Source organism: Streptomyces sp. BYX5S (assembly GCF_054724165.1).
In genome coordinates, this window is sequence record NZ_CM138829.1 from 2,935,177 (window position 1) to 2,954,330 (window position 19,154).

Genomic DNA, 19,154 nt, shown 5'->3' on the forward strand with positions numbered 1-19,154 from the left:
GAAAGAAGGCTGCACACATGCCCCCAGCCGACATCGGCGGCACGACCGTGTCCTCCACGTCCAGTACGTCCAGCGTCGTCACCTTGAACATCAACGGCGAGAAGCACACGCTCCCCGTCGACCACCGCACCACGCTGCTCGACGCCCTGCGCGAGCGGCTCGACCTGACCGGTACGAAGAAGGGCTGCGACCAGGGGCAGTGCGGCGCCTGCACGGTGCTCGTCGACGGGCGCAGGACCGTGGCCTGCCTCCAGCTCGCGGTCGCCGCCGAGGACCGCGAGATCACCACCATCGAGGGCATCGCGGGCGCGGACGGTGAACTCCACCCGGTCCAGGAGGCGTTCGTCGAGCTCGACGGATACCAGTGCGGCTACTGCACGCCCGGTCAGATCTGTTCGGCCCTCGCCGTCATCGAGGAGCACGCCGCGGGCTGGCCCTCCGCCGCCACCGGCGACGTACGGCCGGAGGCGGGACCGCCGCCGCTGAGCCCGGAGGAGATCAGGGAGCGGATGAGCGGCAACCTGTGCCGCTGCGGCGCGTACGTGTCCATCGTGCGCGCCGTCGCCCAGGCGGCCGGGCAGGCCGCGCAGAACGGGAAACACAACGCTGAGGAGACGGTCGCGTGAGGGAGTTCGGATACCAGCGGGCGTCCGATGTTTCGGGTGCCGTGGCGGTGCTCGGCGCCGACCCCGAGGCGCGTTTCCTCGGCGGCGGCACCAACCTCGTCGACCTGATGAAGAGCGGGGTGGAACGGCCCGCGCGCCTCGTCGACGTGCGGGAACTGCCCCTGAGCGACATCGAGGTGACCGCCGACGGCGGACTGCGGATCGGTGCCACCGTCACCAACAGCGACCTCGCCGCCCACCCCGAAGTCCGGCGCCGCTACCCCGCGTTGACGCAGGCCGTGCTGGCCGGCGCCTCCGGGCAGCTGCGCAACATGGCGACCGTCGGCGGGAATCTGCTCCAGCGCACCCGCTGCGGCTACTTCACCGACGTCAGCAAGCCCTGCAACAAGCGGCAGCCCGGCAGCGGTTGCCCGGCCGTCGAGGGCGAGCACCGCAACCACGCCATCCTCGGCGCGAGCGACCACTGCGTGGCCGTGCACCCGTCCGACATGGGCGTCGCGCTCGCCGCCTTCGACGCGGTCGTCGAGTACGAAACCGCCGACGGAAGCGGGGAGTTGGCCCTCGCCGACTTCTACCGGCCCGTGGGGGACACACCGCACCTGGAGACCGCGCTGCCGGCCGGCGCCCTCATCACGGCGGTCGTGCTGCCGCCCGCGCCGGTCGCCGCGCACTCCACGTACCGCAAGGTCCGCGAGCGCGCCTCGTACGCCTTCGCCATCGGCTCCGTGGCCGCCGCGCTCGACGTGCGGGGCGGCGTCGTACAGGACGTGCGGATCGCGCTCGGCGCCGTCGCCTCACGGCCGTGGCGCGCCCGTGCCGCCGAGGCGGCACTGCTCGGCGGGCCCGCGGACGGCGCGGCGTTCGCGGCCGCCGCCGACGCGGAGCTCGCGGCGGCGAAGCCGCTGCCCGACAGCTCGTACAAGGTGCCACTGATGCGCAATCTGATCGTGGCGATGCTCACCGAACTCAGCTCGGAGGCGACCCGATGACGACGACCACCACCGCCTCGTCCACCCCGTCGGGCACGTCCACGAAGGACTCCGTCGGCGTCGGACGCAGCCGGATCGAGGGCCGCGACAAGGTCACCGGCGCCGCCCGGTACGCGGGCGAGTTCCCCTTCACCGACCTCGCGCACGGCTGGCTCGTGCTGTCGACCGTGGCGCGCGGCCGGATCCGGTCGGTCGGCGAGGAGGCCGTGCGCGCGATGCCCGGCGTGCTCGCGGTCCTGCACCACGGCAACGCGCCGCGCATCAACACCCAGTACATGGGCATGTTCGGCCAGCCCGACGGCATCCTGCACGTCTTCCAGCACGACCAGGTGCTGCACGCCGGCTGGCCCGTCGCGCTGATCGTCGCCGAGACACCCGAGCAGGCCCGCGAGGCGGCCGAGGCGCTCGTCGTCGAGTACGACACCGAGCCGCACGACATCGCCTTCGAGGCCGACCGGCCCGGCACCTACGCCCCGGAGGGCTCCGAGGCCGCCAAGGGCGACCTGGAGGCCGAACTCGCCGCGTCCGCCGTGGTCGTGGACCAGCGCTACACCACCCCCGAGGCCCACCACGGCGCCATGGAGCCGCACGCGGTCACCGTCCGCTGGGACGAGGGGCGCCTGGAAGTGTACGACGCCAACCAGGGCAGCAAGGCCGTCGCCGACGAGCTGGCGCAGCTGTTCTCGCTCGACCCGGCCTCCGTCCGCGTCGTCTCCGAGCACGTCGGCGGCGCCTTCGGCGGCAAGCTGGTGCGCTCGCACCACGTCGCCGCCGTGATGGCCGCGACGCAGCTCCAGCGCCCCGTCCGGCTCGCCATGACGCGACGTCAGGTCTTTGCGCTCACCGGCTACCGCAGCCCCACCACCCAGCGGGTCCGGCTCGGCGCCGACACCGACGGGCGGCTGCGCGCGCTCGGACACGACGCGCAGTCCCTCACCTCCAACATCCGCGAGTTCGTCGAGGCGAGCGCCGGATACGCGCGGGTGATGTACGCCTCCGACGCGCACTACTCCGTCAACCGCGTGGTGCCCGTGGACCTGCCCACCCCGACGTTCGTCCGGGCGCCCGGCGAGGCCCCCGGCTCGTACGCCGTGGAGTCGGCGCTCGACGAACTCGCCGAGCGGCTCGGCATGGACCCGGTCGAACTGCGCGTGCGCAACGAGCCCGAGGTCGGCCCGGTCTCCGGACTGCCGTTCAGCAGCCGCAACCTGCTGGGCTGCTACGAGGAAGGCGCGCGCCGCTTCGGCTGGGCGGGCCGTGACCCGCGGCCGCGCGTGCGCCGCGAGGGCCGCTGGCTCCTCGGCACGGGCGTGGCGGCCTGCTCCTTCCCGTCGGGCGTCGCCCCGTCCACGGCCTCCGTCACCGCCGAGCACGACGGCACGTTCACCGTCCGGATCACGGCGGCCGACGTCGGTACCGGCGCCCGTACCGCGCTCACCCAGATCGCCGCCGACGAACTCGGCGTCGAACAGGGCCTGGTGCGCGTGCGCATCGCCGACAGCGACTTCGGCGAGGCGTGGGTCTCGGGCGGCTCGATGGGCACGCGCTCGTGGGGCTGGGCCGTGATGGCTGCCAGCAGGGAACTGCGCGACCGGCTGTCGCCGACCGCCGCGATCCCCACCGAGGGCCTCACCGTCCGCAGCGACACCACCGAACTGGTCGGCGCCCTCGCGCAGAAGGAGCGCTACTCGTACGGCGCCCAGTTCGCCGAGGTCGCCGTCGACGTCGCCTCGGGCGAGGTCCGGGTGCGGCGCCTGCTCGGCGTCTTCTCGGCCGGCCGCATCATCAACCCCCTCACCGCGCGCAGCCAGTTGGTGGGAGGCATGACGTGGGGCATCTCCATGGCCCTGCACGAGGAGGCGGTGCGCGACGCGGCGGACGGCGGGCACGTCGGAGCCGACTTCGCCGGCTACCACGTCGCCGCCAACGCGGACGTGCCCGTCGTCGAGGCGCACTGGGTCGACGACAGCGACCCGGACGACCCCGTCGGCATCAAGGGCGTCGGCGAGATCGGCATCGTGGGCACGGCCGCCGCGATCGGCAACGCGGTGTGGCACGCGACCGGTGTGCGCCACCGGGACCTGCCGCTGCGTCCGGACCGGATCCTGCTCGCCGAGGCGCGGCGCGACCATGCTTGATCTCGCCGCCCACTTGAGCGAATGGGCCGCCCAGGGCCGGGAGTTCGCCGTCGCCACCGTCGTCTCGGTGAGCGGCAGCGCGCCCCGGCCCCCCGGGGCGGCCCTCGCGGTCGACTCCGCGGGCGAGGTCATCGGCTCGGTGTCCGGCGGATGCGTCGAGGGCGCGGTGTACGAACTGTGCGTGCAGGCCCTGGCGGACGGGGCGCCCGCGCGCGAACGGTTCGGGTACAGCGACGACGACGCGTTCGCCGTGGGGCTCACCTGCGGCGGCGAGGTCGAGGTGCGGGTCGAGCCGGTCCGCCTCGACTCGCCGTCGCGGGCCACGGTGGTGGCCGCGCTGGAGGTCGCCGCGCGCGGCGAGGCGGTGGCGCTCGCGCGCGTCCTGGACGGACCGGGTGAACTGGCCGCCACGGGTGGCCTGTTGATGATCCGCCCGGACGGCTCGCACACGGGGAGCCTCGCCTCCGGTGACGACTCGGCCCTCGCGGCGCAGGCCCGCGCCTACCTCGACCTCGGTCGCACCGGGCTGTGCGAGGTGCCGGAGAGCAGGGCGCGCTGCGAGGGGGACGTCACGCTGTTCGTCGAGTCCAGCGTGCCGCCCGCGCGGATGATCGTGTTCGGAGCGGTGGACTTCGCCGGTGCGCTCGTCAAGGTCGGCAAGCTGCTCGGCTTCCACGTCACGCTGTGCGACGCGCGGGGTGTCTTCGCGACGCGGACGCGGTTCCCGGAGGCGGACGAGGTGGTCGTCGAGTGGCCCGACCGCTATCTGCGCTCCACCACGACGGACGAGCGCACGGTCCTGTGCGTCCTCACGCACGACGCGAAGTTCGATGTGCCGTTGCTCGAAGTGGCGTTGCGGCTGCCCGTCGCGTACGTCGGTGCGATGGGCTCGCGGCGGACCCACGACGACCGCATGGAACGGCTCCGCGAAGTCGGCCTGACGGAGGGTGAGTTGGAGCGGCTGCGGTCTCCGATAGGCCTGGACATCGGTGGGCGCACCCCGGAGGAGACGGCGATCTCCATCGGCGCGGAGATCGTTTCGGCGCGGCGTGGTGGCACGGGGCGCCCTCTCCGGGCGGGGGAAGGGGCGATCCATACGGGTGGGCGCATATGAGCCCCTCCGGCGATTGAGGAGCGGGGTCCGGGGCGGAGCCCCGAGGCGGGTGACGTGGTTGCGGCCTCGGGGCTCCGCCCCGGACCCCGCCGCTCAATCGCCGCGGAGGCTCAAAAGGCCTACAGGTGGTCCCGTGGCACCGCCTCGTTCCAGGTGCGGGAGAAGACGCGGTGGTCGGACTCGTAGGCGTCGAGGGTCGCGTTGACGTAGAACGTGGTGTCGTCGCAGGTCAGCCGCGTGCTGGTGCACACCTCCACATCCCAGTCCGCCCGCCGGAACCGCATCGTCCACGTCGACTCGCCCGCCGCCGAGGCGAAGTCGTCCGCCGTCGAGGTGTACCGCTCGTGCGCCCGGCACCCCACGTCGATGTCCGCCGCGTCGTAGCGGATCAGGCCGCGGTCCTTCACGATGTCGAGGGCCGCCTCGTAGTCGATGAGGTCACGGGTGACCTGCCACCGCTCCTCCGACGGCGTCACCTGCGTCGCACCCACCGGAGGCGCACCCTCGGGCGGCTCGAAGGGGGGCGCGTCGTCCGGGGCCGAGGCGGGGCGCACCGGCAGCGACAGGCGGCACGCCTCCTCGTGCACGGTGAGGAGCGTCGGGTTCGGCGGGGGCCAGGCCAGCGGCCAGTACGACGTGGACAGGGAGAGCCGGACGCGGTGTCCGGGCGGGAACACCTGGGCCACACCGTTGAGTTCGAGGACCGCGCGGTAGCGCTGCCCCGGTTCGAGCGGGGCCGGCTCGTCGGCGCCGTCGCGGCGCGTCAGATTCAGGATGCCGTAGGTGACACGCGTCGCCCGGCCGTCCGGCGCCACGTCGGAAAGGCGCGCGGCGACCGTCGCGACGGGCCGGTCCGCGCTGACCTCCAGCTCGATGCGCGGCGAGCCGAGGATCTCCAGACGCTCGGTGAGCGGCCGCGTCTCGTAGACGAGGGAGCCGCCGTCCTCCTCGCGCTGGTCGTAGGGGAGGTCCGGCGGGGCGTTGTACGACGCCCACTTGCCCGCGAACTGGCCGACGGACAAGGGGGACTGGACCGTCGCCGCGCGGGATTCCGGTGCCGCTTCCTCCGGGCCCGTCAGGTGCCGCGTACCCAGCCGGTACGGCGTGAGGCGCACCCGCGGTGACGGCCACGTCGGCTCGCCGACCCAGCGGCCCGGCCGCTCCTCGTAGGACGTGGACGGGGGCACGCTCTCCTGCATCCACGCGCGCAGCATGGGCCCGTCCATGGCCCCGTTGTCGACGCCCTTGAGCCAGTGGTCCCACCAGCGGACCACCTCCTGGAGGTAGCCGATGGCGGGGCCGGGCTCACCGAGGTGCGGGTACTTGTGCGACCACGGGCCGACGAGGCCCTTGCGGGGGACGTCGAGGTGGGAGAGGAGGCGGGTGACCGCGTTCGAGTAGCCGTCCGCCCAGCCGCTGGAGGCGAGGACGGGGCAGCGTACGGCCGAGTAGTCCTCGCAGACGGAGGCGTGCCGCCAGTAGGTGTCGCGGCGCTGGTGGCGCAGCCAGTTCAGCACCCACGGGTCGACGGCGGAGAGCCGCTCGTGCCACATCTCGCGCCACCGCTCGCCGACGACGGCCGGGTCGGGCGGGCACGTGGAGTAGGCGAACATGGTGCCGGACTCGGCGAGGTTGTCGGAGAGCAGCGCGCCGCCCATGTAGTGCATGTCGTCGGCGTACCGGTCGTCGGTGAACGACGAGATGACGATCGCGCGCAGGCTCGGCGGTCGGCGGGCCGCGACCTGGAGCGCGGCGAACGCGCCCCAGGAGATGCCCATCATTCCGGTCGACCCGTCGCACCAGGGCTGGTCGGCGAGCCAGGCGAGCACCTGCTCGGCGTCCGCCTGCTCCTGCTCCAGGTACTCGTCGGTGAGGACGCCCTCGGAGTCACCGGTGCCGCGCACGTCGACGCGGACGCAGGCGTAGCCGTGACCGGCGATGTACGGGTGGTGGATCGAGTCGCGTACCGAACTCAAGTCCCTTTTCCGGTACGGGATGTACTCCAGGATCGCGGGGACGGGGGAGCCGTCGGAGGAGGTCGGGCGCCAGATCCGGGCGGACAGCCGGACGCCGTCCGCCATGGGGATCGTGACGTGGTCCTCTTCCTTGGTGGGGTGGGGGAGCTGATCGATGTGTCGCATGGAGCGGGATCCTCAGGACGTGCGGTCATCCGGTGTGTCGAGGCCGAGGCCGAGCGCGGCGACGCAGCGGTCGTACTTCTCCCGCAGCTCCCGCTCGCTGTCCCCGCCGGTGAATATGTGGGCCACTTCGTAGCTGTAACTGTCCTGCTGGCCGCTGTCGGACAGGCGCTGGCGCGTGTCGGGCACCAGGTCGATGCGGACGCCGGGGATCTCCCGCTCGATGCGGGCGATGTCGTCGTCCGAGGGTGTCTCGCGGACGACGCCGTCCGTGAACCAGCGGTAGTACCACTTGGCGGCCAGCGCGTACGGGCCCTTGCGGTACGGCAGCGCCGGGTCGCGGCCGAGCGCGAGGGCCAGCATGCAGTGGTGGTTGGACACCCCGTCGACGTAGTGGAACAGCTCGGCGTGCGACTGGGAGTGCCGCGGATTGATCTCCAGGACGGCCGTGGTGTCGGTGGCCGGGTCGTGGAAGAACTCGATGCTGAACGTCGCCTCCGACCAGCCGATGTGCCGCATCACCCGCTCGGCGACCGTACGCAGCCGCTGCTGCACCTGCTCCGGCAGCGCCGACGGGTACTGGTGGCGCAGGAAACTCGTGGAATCGGGGTAGTTGATCGAGTCGAGCACGCCGTACACGGTGACCTCACCGTCGTGGACGTAGCCCTCGACCGCGACCTGGAGCCCGTTCAGTGTCTCCTCCGCGAGGCACACCTGCGCGCCGACGCCGCGCATCTCCTCGGGCAGGTCGAGCTGGTCGAGTATGTACTCGAAGGGGCGGCCGACCCGGTGGATGCCCTTCCTGATGGCCTCCACGGCCTCCCGGAACTCCGCCATGTCGCCGACGCCGTGGGCGAGTTCGGAGGAGTACGCGAGGGCCGGCTTGAGCCACATCGGGAACCGGACGCCCTCCGGCGGCCGGGGGTCGTCGGCGTTCAGGTCGACCCGGCCGAAGCGCGGATGCTCGCTGATCACCTCCTGCTGCACCAGGCGGCTCCAGTACTTGTGCTCGCACTTGACGACCGATTCGAGGCTGGTGGCACGCGTCCCGTAGCGCTCGCCCAGCAGGGACACGAGCGTGCTCGCGGGGAAGTCCCAGTAGCCGACGATCGCGTCGATCGGCCCGTCGAAGGCGTCGAGGACAGCGCGGGCCCGCTCGATCAGATCGGGTACGTGCACCTCCCCGCTCTGCAGTTCCGTCGACGTCAGCAGCGGATACAGGTTCAGGGTGTCGGCATCGGGGACGGCACGCAGTGTCGTCATGTTGGCCTCGTCGAGACCGAGCACGAACACGTTCTGCGGGCGGTGGCTCACGGACGGCTCCAGGAGTCGGTGGGTGAGAGGGCCCTCTGTGTACCCACGCGTGTGAGGGGCACACGTGGCGGTGCGCTCATCAGCGCGCACGTCACGAATCGACCGCCACGCCGGAGAGGTGGGACGTCATGGCAGGCAAGCGAATCGTCGTCACGGGAGCCACGGGGAACGTCGGAACGAGCGTGGTGCGCCGGCTCGCCGAGGACCCGGAGGTCGACTCCGTCGTCGGCCTCGCACGCAGGAAACCCGAGTGGTCGCCGCCGAAGACCGAATGGCGGACCGTGGACCTGGGGGAGGGGGACGGGCTCGTCGAGCACTTCCGGGGCGCCGACGCCGTCGTGCACCTCGCCTGGCGGTTCCAGCCCGCCCGCGACCCCGCACTGACCTGGCGCACCAACGTCCTCGGCAGCGTCAGGGTCTTCGAGGCGGTCGCCGAAGCCGGGGTGCCCGCGCTCGTGTACTCCTCGTCCGTCGGCGCCTACTCGCCGGGACCCAAGGACCGGACGGTCGACGAGTCCTGGCCCACGCACGGCTGGCCCGAGGCCGCCTACACCCGCGAAAAGGCGTACCTGGAGCGGGCGTTGGACAGCTTCGAGCAGGAGCACCCGGACATCCGGGTGGCCCGGATGCGGCCCGCGTTCCTGTTCAAGGAGGAGTCCGCGAGCGAGCAGCGGAGGCTGTTCGGCGGCCGGTTCGCGCCGGGGCAGCTCGCCCGGCCCGAACTGCTGCCCCTGTTCCCGGACGTCCCCGGCCTGCGCGTGCAGACCCTGCACACCGACGACGCGGCCCACGCCTTCTGCGCGGCGGCGCTCGGTGACGCGCGCGGCGCCTTCAACCTCGCGGCCGAGCCGCCGCTGGACGCCAAGGTCCTCGGCGAGCTGTTCCACTCACGGGCGGTGCGGCTGCCCCGCGTCGCGGCCCGCTCGGCGCTCGCCGCCGCGTACGGGCTGCACCTGGTGCCCGCGTCGCCGCAGCTGTTCGACGCGGTGCTGCGGCTGCCGCTGATGGACTGCACGCGCGCCCACAAGGAGCTGGGCTGGCGGCCCGAGCGCACCTCCGTCGAAGCGGTCGAGGAACTGCTGCGCGGACTGCGCGAGGGCTCCGGAGCGGACACGCCGCCGCTGGCGGGCAGTGCGGTCGGGGCCTGAGCGGCCCGCGACGGCACGGCGCCCCCGACCGGCCCGGCCGGTCGGGGGCGCCGTACGGGAGCCGCACAGAAGGCCCCGTCATTCGACGGTGCGGCGGCGCAGCCGCGGGGGCCACTTCCTGGTGTCGCGGGGCTCCACGTAGGGCTCCTCGCCCTCGGGGTGGCCGCCGCTGATGGCGCGCTGCCGGGCGAGCTCGGCGTCGAACTCCAGGCCCAGCAGGATCGCGAGGTTCGACAGCCACAGCCAGACCAGGAAGATGATGGCACCGGCCAGCGTCCCGTACGTCTTGTTGTACGAGCTGAACCCGGCCACGTACAGCGCGAAGCCGCCGGAGGCGAGCAGCCACAGCAGCACGGCGAGCAGGCTGCCGGGGCTGAGCCAGCGGAAGCCCGGACCGCGGACGTTGGGGGCACGCCAGAACAGCAGCGCCACCATCAGGACGACCAGCAGGAGCAGCACCGGCCACTTCGCGATGTTCCACGTCATGACCGCCGCGTCGCCCACCCCGAGCGCGTCCCCGGCACGCTGTGCCAGCGGCCCGGTGAACACGACGATCACCGCGCTGACCGCGAGCAGCACCATCAGCGCCACGGTCAGCGCCACCCGCAGCGGCGTCAGCTTCCACACCGGGCGGCCCTCCGGCAGGTCGTACACGGCGTTCGCGGTGCGGATGAACGCGCCGACGTACCCCGAGGCCGACCAGATCGCGGCCACCAGGCTCAGCGCCGCGACGACCCCGCTGACCCCGCCGGTGTCCTGCAACTGCTTGACGGAGTCATTGAGCAGATCGCGTACGGGGCCCGGCGTCAGGTGGCGCAGGTTGTCCAGGACGCCCTGCGTGGCCCGCTCGCCGACCACGCCGAGCGTCGACACGAGGACCAGCAGGGCGGGGAACAGCGACAGGACGCCGTAGTACGTCAGCGCGGCCGCCCGGTCGGGCAGGTCGTCGTCGAGGAACTCCTTGCCGGTGCGGCGCAGCACGGCCCACCAGGAGTGGGCCGGAAGGTCCGTGGGGTCCTTCGGTTCCTCTTCCGGCTCCGGTTCACTTGTCGTCGCCATGTGCCTCCTCCTGCGCCTGCTCGAACGTGTCGTGCGGCATGCCGTTACCTCAACTCGCTCTGTTGGTCGGGTGGTTCACAGGTCGCGCTGTTCGAGAGGGCGGGTGGCCGGGCCCTGCACGACCTTCCCGTCCGTGTCGAAGCGGGAGCCGTGGCAGGGGCACTCCCAGGCGCGTTCCGCCGCGTTGAACGAGACGAGACACCCCAGGTGGGTGCAGCGCGCCGACAGGCTGTGCAGCTTGCCGTCGGGGTCGCGGTAGACGGCGCTGCGGCCGCGCTTCGTGCGCAGCACGGCGCCGGAGTCCGGGGGCAGGTCGTCGGCCGAGTCGATGCTCGGGGGCCGTACGCGGTCGCCGACGAAGTGGTAGGCGACCTCGGCCTTGTGCTTGAGGAAGTTGGGCGCCTCGCGCAGCACCGAGCGCACCCGGCGCGGATCGTAGAGGCTCGCCCAGTCGGGCTCCTCGCGGCCCGTGATGAGCGCGGTGAGCAGCTGACCGGCCCTGATGCCGCCGCTGAGGCCCCAGCCACTGAAGCCGGTGGCGACGTACGTGTGCTTGGCGGCGGGGTGCAGCAGCCCCACGAGCGGAGTCGTGTCGCAGGGGAAGTTGTCCTGCGTGGCCCACCCGTAGGCCGGCTCGATGCCGGGGAAGCGCTTCTCGGCCCACTCGGTGAGGCGGTCGAAGCGCACGGGTGTGTCGCCGGTGCCGGGGGTGAACTTCTCGCCGGTGATGATGAGCAGCCGCTGCCCGTCCTTGTACGGCGCGGTGCGCAACGAACGCGTGTTGTCCTCCGGCGTGATGTACATGCCGTGCGGATCGCGCTCCTCGTCGATGGGCGCGGCCAGCACCAGCTCGCGGCGCGGCGCGAGCCGCGCGAACAGCAGAGCCCGGTCAAACACCGGGTAGTGCGTCGCGACGACCACGTCACGCGCGGTCACCCGGGCCCCCGTCTCGGCCGTCACATGGCAGACGCTGTCCTCCTCCAGGCCGAACACCGACGTCTGCTCGTGCAGCAGCGCACCCCGGGCCCGCAGATCCTCGGCGAGCCCGAGCAGGTACTTGCGCGGATGGAACTGGGCCTGCCCGGTGACCCGCACGGCCCCCGCCACGGGGAACGGCAGACCGGTGTCCGTGACGAACTCCGCGGGCAGCCCCGCGGCGCGCGCCGCCCTCGCCTCGGCCCGCACCGCGGGCAGATACCGGTGGTCGGACGCGTACGTGTAGGAGTCGCGGCGCTCGAACTCGCAGTCGATACCGAGGAGTTCGGACACCTCCACGGCATGCTCCACGGCCTGGCTCTGGGACCTCGCGTACTGGCGGGCGGCCTCGGCGTCACGGGTGCGCCGCAGCCGGTCGTAGACCAGCGTGTGCAGCGCCGACAGCTTGGCCGACGTGTGCCCGGTGACGCCCTCGGCGATCCGGCCCGCCTCCAGGACGGCCACGCTCAGCCCCGCCCGCGTCAGCTCCCACGCGGTGCTCAGCCCGGCGATCCCGGCGCCGATCACCGCGACATCGACGTTGACGTCCCGCTCCAGGGGTGGGTACCGACGCCCCGGAGCCGACTCGATCCAGTACGAACTCTGGACGGATGCGCTCTCGGTCATGCGCTACGGGTCCCCCCGGAATCACTGATCAAGCCTCGTGTTCGGGGCACTCGGGCGATGCCCCTGAAAGGAGTGCCGCATGACCTCCGGACCGCGCCTGCGGGTGCTGACCATGAACGTTCTCGCCCCCGAGTACGCGGACGGGCCCGCCCGCCGCCGCGCGCTCCACGCGGCGCTCGCCGAGGCGGCCCCTGACGTGCTGGCCCTCCAGGAAGTGGTGGCGGACGACGTACGGGACCTCACGGCGGACGGCTGGCGGGTCGTCCCGCACCCGCGCGCCGGACCGGACGGCGTCGGAGCCGTGCTCGCCGTGCGGGCGCCGCTCGGCCGGGTCCGCACCGATCCGCTGCGGGTGACCGGGCGTACGGCGGATACGCCGTGGTGCGGGGTGGCCGCCGCCGAAGTGGCGTACGACCCGCCGCTCGGCGGTGTCCTCGTCGTCCACCACAAGCCCAGCTGGCCGTTCGGCTACGAAGCGGAGCGGGAGCGGCAGGCGCGGGCCGCCGCGACCCTCGCGGAGGACATGCTCGCCGCCGGGGCGGGACGGCTGCGGCACACCGTCGTCCTCGGCGACTTCGACGCGGGCCCGGACGCCGCGAGCCTGCGCTTCTGGCGCGGCCGGCAGTCCCTCGGCGGCGTGAGCGTCTGTTACCAGGACGCCTGGGAGGCCCGGCACGGGGACGCGCCGGGACACACCTTCACCCGGCGCAATCCGCTGGTGCGCGCGGGCGACATGCCGCTGGAGCCGGGGCGCCGCATCGACCACGTGCCGGCGCGCTGCGGACGGCACGGGCCGACCCTGCGGGTCACGGCCTGCGACCGGTTCCTCGTCGAGCCGGTCGACGGGGTGCAGGTCAGCGACCACTACGGGGTGCTGGCGGACTTCGAGGTGCCGGAGCGGGAGCCGGGGTCCTGGGCGGACTGATCGGTGGCGGCCTCCAGGTTGTCCAGGAGGCGGGTCGTCGCCGTGGTCAGCTCGCCGCGGGAGACGTAACCGCGGCCGTCCGGGTCCGCCAGGGCCGAGGCGATGCGGCCGGCCGCCGCGCGGGCCTCGTCCAGGGCCTCCTGGGCCCGCTCACCGCCGGGGCTGCCGACCCGCTCGGCGTCCGTGGCGCACGCCTGACCGGCCGCCCGCAGCAGCGCGGCCAGATCGCGCAGCGCCCGCCGCGGCGGCGTCTCGAACGGCGGGGTGTCGTCCGCGGCCTCCGTGAGGGCGCGCAGCGCCACCGCGAGCTGGTCCGCCACCCGGTCCCAGCGCAGGTCGCGGGAGGGCGGGGAGGGCTTGAGACGGCGCAGCCGACGGGCCGGGTTGAGGCGGCGGCTCTCGTCGGCACGGTGCCGCGCGGCCCGCAGCTCGGCGACCGTGGCCCCGAGCTGCAACGCCCGCCCGTGCCACGCCTCGGCGTCGGCGGCGCTGTAACCGTCCTCGATGCCGTCCGCGATCTCCCGCAGCAGCCGGGCGCAGTCCGCCGGTACCCGGGCCCGCAGCCGCAGCACGTCGTGCGTGTGCACGGGCGGCAGCACCAGCGCGTTGACGACGACGCCGACGACCGCGCCCAGCACCGTCTCCATCAGGCGGTGCCCGATCTCGACCGGGGCGTACGAGCCGTAGGTGATCACGAAGAGGGCGGCCGACGGGGCGTACCAGCCCTGGTCGCCGAAGCGCGCGTACGAGCCGATCAGGACGGTGACGGGCAGTGCGATCGCCATCGCCGCCATCACGTTCCGTGTGAGCACCATGGCGCCCGCGGCGACGAGGGTGCCGCTCGCGACGACCAGGAACTGCTGGGCCGCCGAGCGTACCGAGCGGTACACCGTGCTGTGCACCAGGACCACCGCGGTCCACGGCGCGAGCAGCGCCATCGGCGCGTTCCACCACACCCCGGCCAGCGCCCACGCCACGATGGCCGCCGCGGCGGCCTTGAGCGCCTGTACGGCGGTGGCCCGCTCGGGCCCCGGCGCGGTCACGGCCCGGCGCGTGGAGCGGCCCACGGCCCTGACCTCCTCCACGATCGTGCGCACCGGCCCGCGTGGCATCGCAGACGGCCTCCCCAAGGTCGGTCGAATCGGGCGCGGAACCGGGTTCCCACGCGGCGTGGGGTGAAACGGCGCAGGCCGGGAGTGGTGTGAGGGGGCAGGGGTACCCGGCGGCCATGACCACCTACGACAGCGGGACCGCCACGGCGCCCGCCCCCGCCCGGCACCGGGCCCCGGCGCCGCCACGCCCGCGCGGCCCCGTGTCGGCCGCCGTGCTCGGGTACCTCGGGGACCCGTCCCACCCGCTGCCCACGGCGGCCGCGGTCGAGGCGGCGGACCCCTACGGCGACGACGCCCAGCTGGCCCTGTACGTCTGCTACGAACTCCACTACCGCGGTTTCGCGGGAGTCCCCGACGCCCACGAGTGGGATCCCGAACTCCTGCGGGCGCGCGGGGTGTTGGAACAGCGCATGCTGGCCGCCCTGCGCGCCGACGCGACCCGCGGCGGCCGCGCGCACGACGCCCTCGACGCACTCCTGGTGGAACCCGTCGACGGCGACGGTCTCAGCCACTTCCTCAGTGAGCGCGGCGAGTTGTGGATGCTGCGCGAGTACGCCGCCCACCGCTCGGTCTACCACCTGAAGGAGGCCGACCCGCACGCCTGGGTGCTGCCCCGGCTGCACGGGCGGCCCAAGGCAGGGATGGCCGCGATCGAGTTCGACGAGTACGGCGGCGGCCGAGCCGACCGCATCCACGCGCGGCTCTTCGCCGACCTCATGGCCGACCTCGGCCTGAGCACCGACTACGGCCACTACCTCGACGCCGCGTCCGCCGAGGCGCTCGCGCTCGTCAACCTGATGTCCCTGTTCGGCCTGCACCGCTCGCTGCGCGGCGCCCTCGTCGGCCACTTCGCCACCGTCGAGACCACCTCGTCACCCGGCTCCCGGCGCCTCGCGCAGGCGCTGCGCCGGGTCGGCGCGGGGGAGCGCGCGGTGTTCTTCTACGACGAGCACGTCGAGGCCGACGCGGTGCACGAACAGGTCGTACGCCACGAGGTCGTGGACGGGCTCCTGGAGCAGGAACCGGAGCTGGACGCGGACATCGCCTTCGGTGTCGACGCCACCGAACACCTGGAGGACCGCTTCGCGCGCGCACTGCGCGCCGCGTGGGAGGCGGGGGAGTCGTCCCTGCGCACCGGGACGGCCGTGCACACAGGAGGTCGGACATGACCAGCCCGCTGCTGACGCTGCCCGGTGTCTACGCCCCGCAGGACGACACCCGCATGCTCGCCCAGGCGTTGCTGCGCGAGCCGCTGGCGCCCGGCGCCGAAGTACTCGACGTCGGCACCGGAACGGGCGCCGTCGCCCTCTCCGCCGCCGGCCGCGGCGCCCGCGTGACCGCCGTCGACATCTCCTGGCGCGCCGTGCTCACCGCCCGGCTGAACGCCTGGCGCAACCGGCTGCCGCTGCGCGTGCTGCGCGGGGACCTGCTCGCGCCCGTCGAGGGCCGCACCTTCGACATGATCGTCGCCAACCCGCCCTACGTTCCCTCCCCTTCGGCCCGCGCGCCCCGCGGCGGCGCCGCGCGCGCCTGGGACGCGGGCCGGGACGGCCGCCTCCTGCTCGACCGCATCTGCCGCGCCGCGCCACCGCTGCTGCGCCCCGGCGGCACGCTCCTCATCGTCCAGTCGGCGCTCAGCGACCCCGACCGCACCGTGGACCTCCTCGCCGCGAACGGCCTGCGGGCCGAGGTGGTGCGCCTCCGCTGGATCCCCTTCGGCCCGGTGCTGCGAGAGCGCCAACAGTGGTTGCGCGGGCGCCACTTGCTCGCCGACGACGCCTCGACGGAAGGACTGGTGGTCATCCGTGCCGAACGAATCGACTGACCCCACCCGCATCACCGCCCAGCGCTCCGGCCCCCTGCTCGTCGAGGGCCCCGTGGAGATCACCCTCGACGACGGGACGGTGGTGTCGTCCGACCGGTTCCGGGTCGCCATCTGCACCTGCCGCCGCAGCCGCCGCTACCCGTGGTGCGACACCAGCCACCGGCGCACCTCCAAACACGACGACTGAGGCTGCCGGGGAACACCTTCCCCGGCGGCCCCGCGACCGCCGTCGCGGCCGGGCCTACCCCTCGGCCGCCAGCGGGCTCTCGTCCAGATGCCGCAGCAGATCCGCCGGGTCCTGGAACAGCGCCCGCGCCCCGGCCGCCCGCAACGCCTCCTCCGGGATGCCGCCGCACAACAGGCCCACCGGAGTGACACCGGCCCGCGCTGCGGCCTTCATGTCCCACACCGTGTCGCCGACGAACACCGCGCGCTCGGGCGGCACCTCGGCGAGGTCGAGCGCCCGGTGCACGGGATCGGGGGCGGGTTTGCCCTCGGCCACGTCGTCCGCGCTCGCGGCCCCCGCGATCACCTCGTCCGCGTCGATGGCCCGGCGCAGCGCGGCGAGTTCGGCGCCGCCCGCCGACGTGGCGAGCACGATGCGCCGGCCCCGGCCGGCCAACGCGCGCAGCAGGTCGCCGGCCGCCTCGAAGGCGGGCAGACGCTCGAAGTACGTGGCGTACAGCGTCTTGTGCGCGGCGCTGATCCCGTCGTCGGCGTCCCGGTCCCGGTCGGGCCCGAGGAGACGCTCGACGAGATCGCCGCCGCCGAGCCCGACCGACCGGTGCACGTCGTGCATCGTCACGTGGTGACCGGCCTGCCGGAACGCCTCCCACCAGGCCGTCACATGCAGATGGTTGGTGTCGACGAGGGTGCCGTCGACGTCGAACAGCGCGGCGCGCGTGGCTTCGGCGGACATGGCGGTCACGTCCGTACCGGCGGGCGGCCCCAGTGCCGGTGCGCCGCCACGGCCCGGGTGAACTCGCGTACGAAGTCCGCTCCGGTCGCCCCCGCCGACGTGTCGGTCACGACACCCTGGTCGGCGACGACGCTGCCGCCCTGCGTGGACACGCGCACCGACTCCGGGACGACGGGCGACAGCACGCCCACGCCGGAGCCGAGCGCGCCGACCGGCTTGCCGTGCCGGTAGGCGTCGCGCACGAACCGCATGGCGGCGGGGTCCTTCACCACCTCCGGGGTGCCGACCGGCCCGCCGGGCACGAGCACCGCGTCGTACAGGACCGCGGCGACCGTGGGCAGCGCCCGGTCGACGTGGTACTCCGCGCCGTCCGAGCCGGTGACCGTGCCGTCGGTCGGGGCGATGGCCTCCACGATCGCGCCCTCGGCGGCGAGGCCCTCGCGCACCGAGGTCACCTGCGCCGCGTCCACGCCGTCCGTCACGAGGACCGCGATCTGCCGTGTCCGGATCGAGCCGTCGCCGGGCAGCGACTCGATGCTCAGCGCGGGCGACGCCGACTTGGGCGGTCCGGTCTCCTGGCCGCCCTCGGGCACCGGGACACCGATGCCGCGGGCGACCTCCCGCGCCAACTCCGTGTTCACGTGCGTGAGTTCGTCGACCGTGCGGGCGCGGACCGCGAGCGCCTTGACCTTGCCGAGCTCGAAGCGGAACGCGTCGACGATGTGCTGCTTCTCCCAGTCCTTCATGCTGTGCCAGAACAGCGCGGCCTGGCTGTAGTGGTCCTGGAAGCTGGGGCTGCGGCGCCGGATCTTCGCGCCGTCGACGCGCTCCGTGTGGTGCGTGAAGGCGTGGCCGTCCATGCCCGCGGCGGCCGGGCAGCCCGCGCCCAGCGAGTTGTCCGTGTAGTTCGTGCCCGTGTGGATCCGCGACTGGTGGTAGCCGTCGCGCTGGTTGGTGCGGACGGGGGCGACCGGCCGGTTCACCGGGAGGTGCGTGAAGTTCGGCCCGCCGAGCCGGATCAGCTGCGTGTCCAGGTACGAGAAGTTGCGGGCCTGGAGCAGCGGGTCGTTCGTGAAGTCGATGCCGGGCACGACGTTCGCCGTGTGGAAGGCGACCTGCTCGGTCTCGGCGAAGAAATTGTCCGGATTGCGGTTCAGCACCATCCGGCCGATCGGCCGCACCGGCACCTGCTCCTCCGGGATGATCTTCGTCGGGTCCAGCAGGTCGAAGTCGAACGCGAACTCGTCCTCCTCCGGCACCAGTTGGACCCCCAGCTCCCACTCCGGGTACTCGCCCGCCGCGATCGTGTCCCACAGATCGCGCCGGTTGAAGTCCGGGTCACGCCCCTGGCACTCCTGCGCCTCGTCCCACACCAGCGAGTGCACGCCCAGCTTCGGCTTCCAGTGGAACTTGACGAACGTGCCGCGCCCCTCGGCGGTCACGAAGCGGAACGTGTGCACGCCGAAGCCCTGCATCATCCGGTAGCTGCGCGGGATCGCCCGGTCCGACATCAGCCACATGATGGTGTGCAGCGTCTCCGGTTGCAGCGACACGAAGTCCCACAGGGTGTCGTGCGCGGAGGCGCCCGTCGGGATGTCGGTGTCCGGCTCCGGCTTCACCGCGTGCACGAAGTCCGGGAACTTGATGCCGTCCTGGATGAAGAAGACCGGGAAGTTGTTGCCGACGAGGTCGTAATTGCCCTCGGACGTATAGAACTTGGTGGCGAAGCCGCGCACGTCGCGCACCGTGTCCGCCGAACCCTTCGGCCCCTGCACGGTCGAGAACCGTACGAAGACGGGGGTGCGCACGGACGGGTCCTGGAGGAACGCGGCGCGCGTGAACTCGGCGCAGTACTCGTACGGCTCGAAGTACCCGTAGGCACCCGCGCCCCGCGCGTGCACCACCCGCTCCGGGATCCGCTCGTGGTCGAAGTGGGTGAGCTTCTCCCGGAAGTGGAAGTCCTCCATCAGCGTCGGACCGCGGTCACCGGCGGTGAGCGAGTCGTCCGTGTGGTCGACCGTCACTCCCTGGTCGGTGGTGAGCGGCCCGGACGCGGGATCCTCCGCGCGAGCGTCCTCGCGCTGCTCCTGTTTGCGGTCGGTGGTCACGGCGAGCTCCTCACGTACTGAGTGCGTCGGTCACCGGCGCGGGGTACCCCTGCCACGGACCCTGAATCAGGCCGGGACGGGACCCGCGGCGCACCGGGCATACAACGGCAGCATCGGGTGACCCGGGGGTCATGCCC

The 19,154-nt window shown here is 73.2% G+C and carries 16 protein-coding genes; 9 read left to right on the forward strand and 7 right to left on the reverse strand.

All coding sequences use genetic code 11. The features are described from left to right. Positions 1–17 precede the first annotated feature (17 nt). Genes ACYBSK_RS13375 through ACYBSK_RS13390 form a run of 4 tightly spaced genes read left to right on the forward strand, consistent with a single transcriptional unit; the run spans position 18 to position 4,867 of the window. A complete protein-coding gene (locus tag ACYBSK_RS13375; protein ID WP_457477131.1) occupies positions 18–626 on the forward strand; it encodes a (2Fe-2S)-binding protein in 609 nt (202 codons plus the stop codon). Then, positions 623–1,615, forward strand: a complete 993-nt coding sequence (locus tag ACYBSK_RS13380; protein ID WP_460246199.1) for an FAD binding domain-containing protein — start codon at positions 623–625, stop codon at positions 1,613–1,615. Before ACYBSK_RS13375 ends, ACYBSK_RS13380 begins: the two co-directional genes overlap by 4 nt. Continuing rightward, positions 1,612–3,753, forward strand: coding sequence for a xanthine dehydrogenase family protein molybdopterin-binding subunit (locus tag ACYBSK_RS13385; protein WP_460246200.1), 2,142 nt, complete (start codon positions 1,612–1,614; stop codon positions 3,751–3,753). Before ACYBSK_RS13380 ends, ACYBSK_RS13385 begins: the two co-directional genes overlap by 4 nt. Further along, the gene (locus ACYBSK_RS13390) at positions 3,746–4,867 is read left to right on the forward strand and encodes an XdhC family protein (RefSeq protein WP_460246201.1); all 1,122 of its coding nucleotides are present in this window, start codon (positions 3,746–3,748) and stop codon (positions 4,865–4,867) included. The genes ACYBSK_RS13385 and ACYBSK_RS13390 overlap by 8 nt, the downstream gene beginning before the upstream one ends. A gap of 119 nt (positions 4,868–4,986) precedes the next feature. On the opposite strand, the gene ACYBSK_RS13395 is transcribed toward ACYBSK_RS13390, so the two are convergent. Then, positions 4,987–7,008, reverse strand: coding sequence for a CocE/NonD family hydrolase (locus ACYBSK_RS13395; protein WP_460246202.1), 2,022 nt, complete (start codon positions 7,006–7,008; stop codon positions 4,987–4,989). A 12-nt stretch (positions 7,009–7,020) separates the two neighbouring features. Continuing rightward, positions 7,021–8,268, reverse strand: a complete 1,248-nt coding sequence (locus tag ACYBSK_RS13400) for an ATP-grasp domain-containing protein (protein WP_460247016.1) — start codon at positions 8,266–8,268, stop codon at positions 7,021–7,023. Between the two features lie 179 nt (positions 8,269–8,447). On the opposite strand from ACYBSK_RS13400, the gene ACYBSK_RS13405 reads away from it, so the two are divergent. Next, positions 8,448–9,467 (forward strand): NAD-dependent epimerase/dehydratase family protein, encoded by a 1,020-nt coding sequence (locus ACYBSK_RS13405; RefSeq protein ID WP_460246203.1) that lies wholly within the window; start codon positions 8,448–8,450, stop codon positions 9,465–9,467. 78 nt (positions 9,468–9,545) lie between these two features. Here the strand turns inward: ACYBSK_RS13405 and ACYBSK_RS13410 are convergent, their stop codons facing one another. Together ACYBSK_RS13410 and ACYBSK_RS13415 are read right to left on the reverse strand one after the other, a co-directional pair. Further along, a complete protein-coding gene (locus ACYBSK_RS13410) occupies positions 9,546–10,526 on the reverse strand; it encodes a YihY/virulence factor BrkB family protein (protein WP_457477137.1) in 981 nt (326 codons plus the stop codon). 75 nt (positions 10,527–10,601) lie between these two features. Continuing rightward, a complete protein-coding gene (locus ACYBSK_RS13415; protein WP_460246205.1) occupies positions 10,602–12,128 on the reverse strand; it encodes an FAD-dependent oxidoreductase in 1,527 nt (508 codons plus the stop codon). Between the two features lie 79 nt (positions 12,129–12,207). On the opposite strand from ACYBSK_RS13415, the gene ACYBSK_RS13420 reads away from it, so the two are divergent. Further along, on the forward strand, positions 12,208–13,053 hold the full coding sequence (locus ACYBSK_RS13420) for an endonuclease/exonuclease/phosphatase family protein (RefSeq protein ID WP_457477139.1): 846 nt from the start codon (positions 12,208–12,210) through the stop codon (positions 13,051–13,053). Here the strand turns inward: ACYBSK_RS13420 and ACYBSK_RS13425 are convergent. Continuing rightward, the gene (locus tag ACYBSK_RS13425; RefSeq protein ID WP_460246206.1) at positions 12,993–14,165 is read right to left on the reverse strand and encodes an aromatic acid exporter family protein; all 1,173 of its coding nucleotides are present in this window, start codon (positions 14,163–14,165) and stop codon (positions 12,993–12,995) included. The two genes, ACYBSK_RS13420 and ACYBSK_RS13425, sit on opposite strands and share 61 nt — an antisense overlap. A gap of 116 nt (positions 14,166–14,281) precedes the next feature. Here ACYBSK_RS13425 and ACYBSK_RS13430 point away from each other — a divergent pair, with 116 nt between their 5' ends. From ACYBSK_RS13430 to ACYBSK_RS13440, 3 genes are read left to right on the forward strand one after another with little or no spacing between them, the layout of a single operon-like run. Continuing rightward, positions 14,282–15,334: an iron-containing redox enzyme family protein gene (locus ACYBSK_RS13430; protein WP_457477141.1), complete on the forward strand. Its 1,053-nt coding sequence runs from the start codon at positions 14,282–14,284 to the stop codon at positions 15,332–15,334. Then, a complete protein-coding gene (locus tag ACYBSK_RS13435; protein ID WP_457477142.1) occupies positions 15,331–15,990 on the forward strand; it encodes a HemK2/MTQ2 family protein methyltransferase in 660 nt (219 codons plus the stop codon). The genes ACYBSK_RS13430 and ACYBSK_RS13435 overlap by 4 nt, the downstream gene beginning before the upstream one ends. Further along, entirely contained in the window at positions 15,971–16,177 is a 207-nt protein-coding gene (locus ACYBSK_RS13440; RefSeq protein ID WP_457477143.1) for a CDGSH iron-sulfur domain-containing protein, read from the forward strand. Before ACYBSK_RS13435 ends, ACYBSK_RS13440 begins: the two co-directional genes overlap by 20 nt. A 54-nt stretch (positions 16,178–16,231) precedes the next feature. Here ACYBSK_RS13440 and ACYBSK_RS13445 read toward each other — a convergent pair whose 3' ends face one another. Then, on the reverse strand, positions 16,232–16,909 hold the full coding sequence (locus ACYBSK_RS13445) for an HAD family hydrolase (RefSeq protein WP_457477144.1): 678 nt from the start codon (positions 16,907–16,909) through the stop codon (positions 16,232–16,234). A 5-nt stretch (positions 16,910–16,914) separates the two neighbouring features. Beyond that, positions 16,915–19,017 (reverse strand): catalase, encoded by a 2,103-nt coding sequence (locus tag ACYBSK_RS13450; RefSeq protein WP_460246207.1) that lies wholly within the window; start codon positions 19,015–19,017, stop codon positions 16,915–16,917. Between the last annotated feature and the right edge of the window lie 137 nt (positions 19,018–19,154).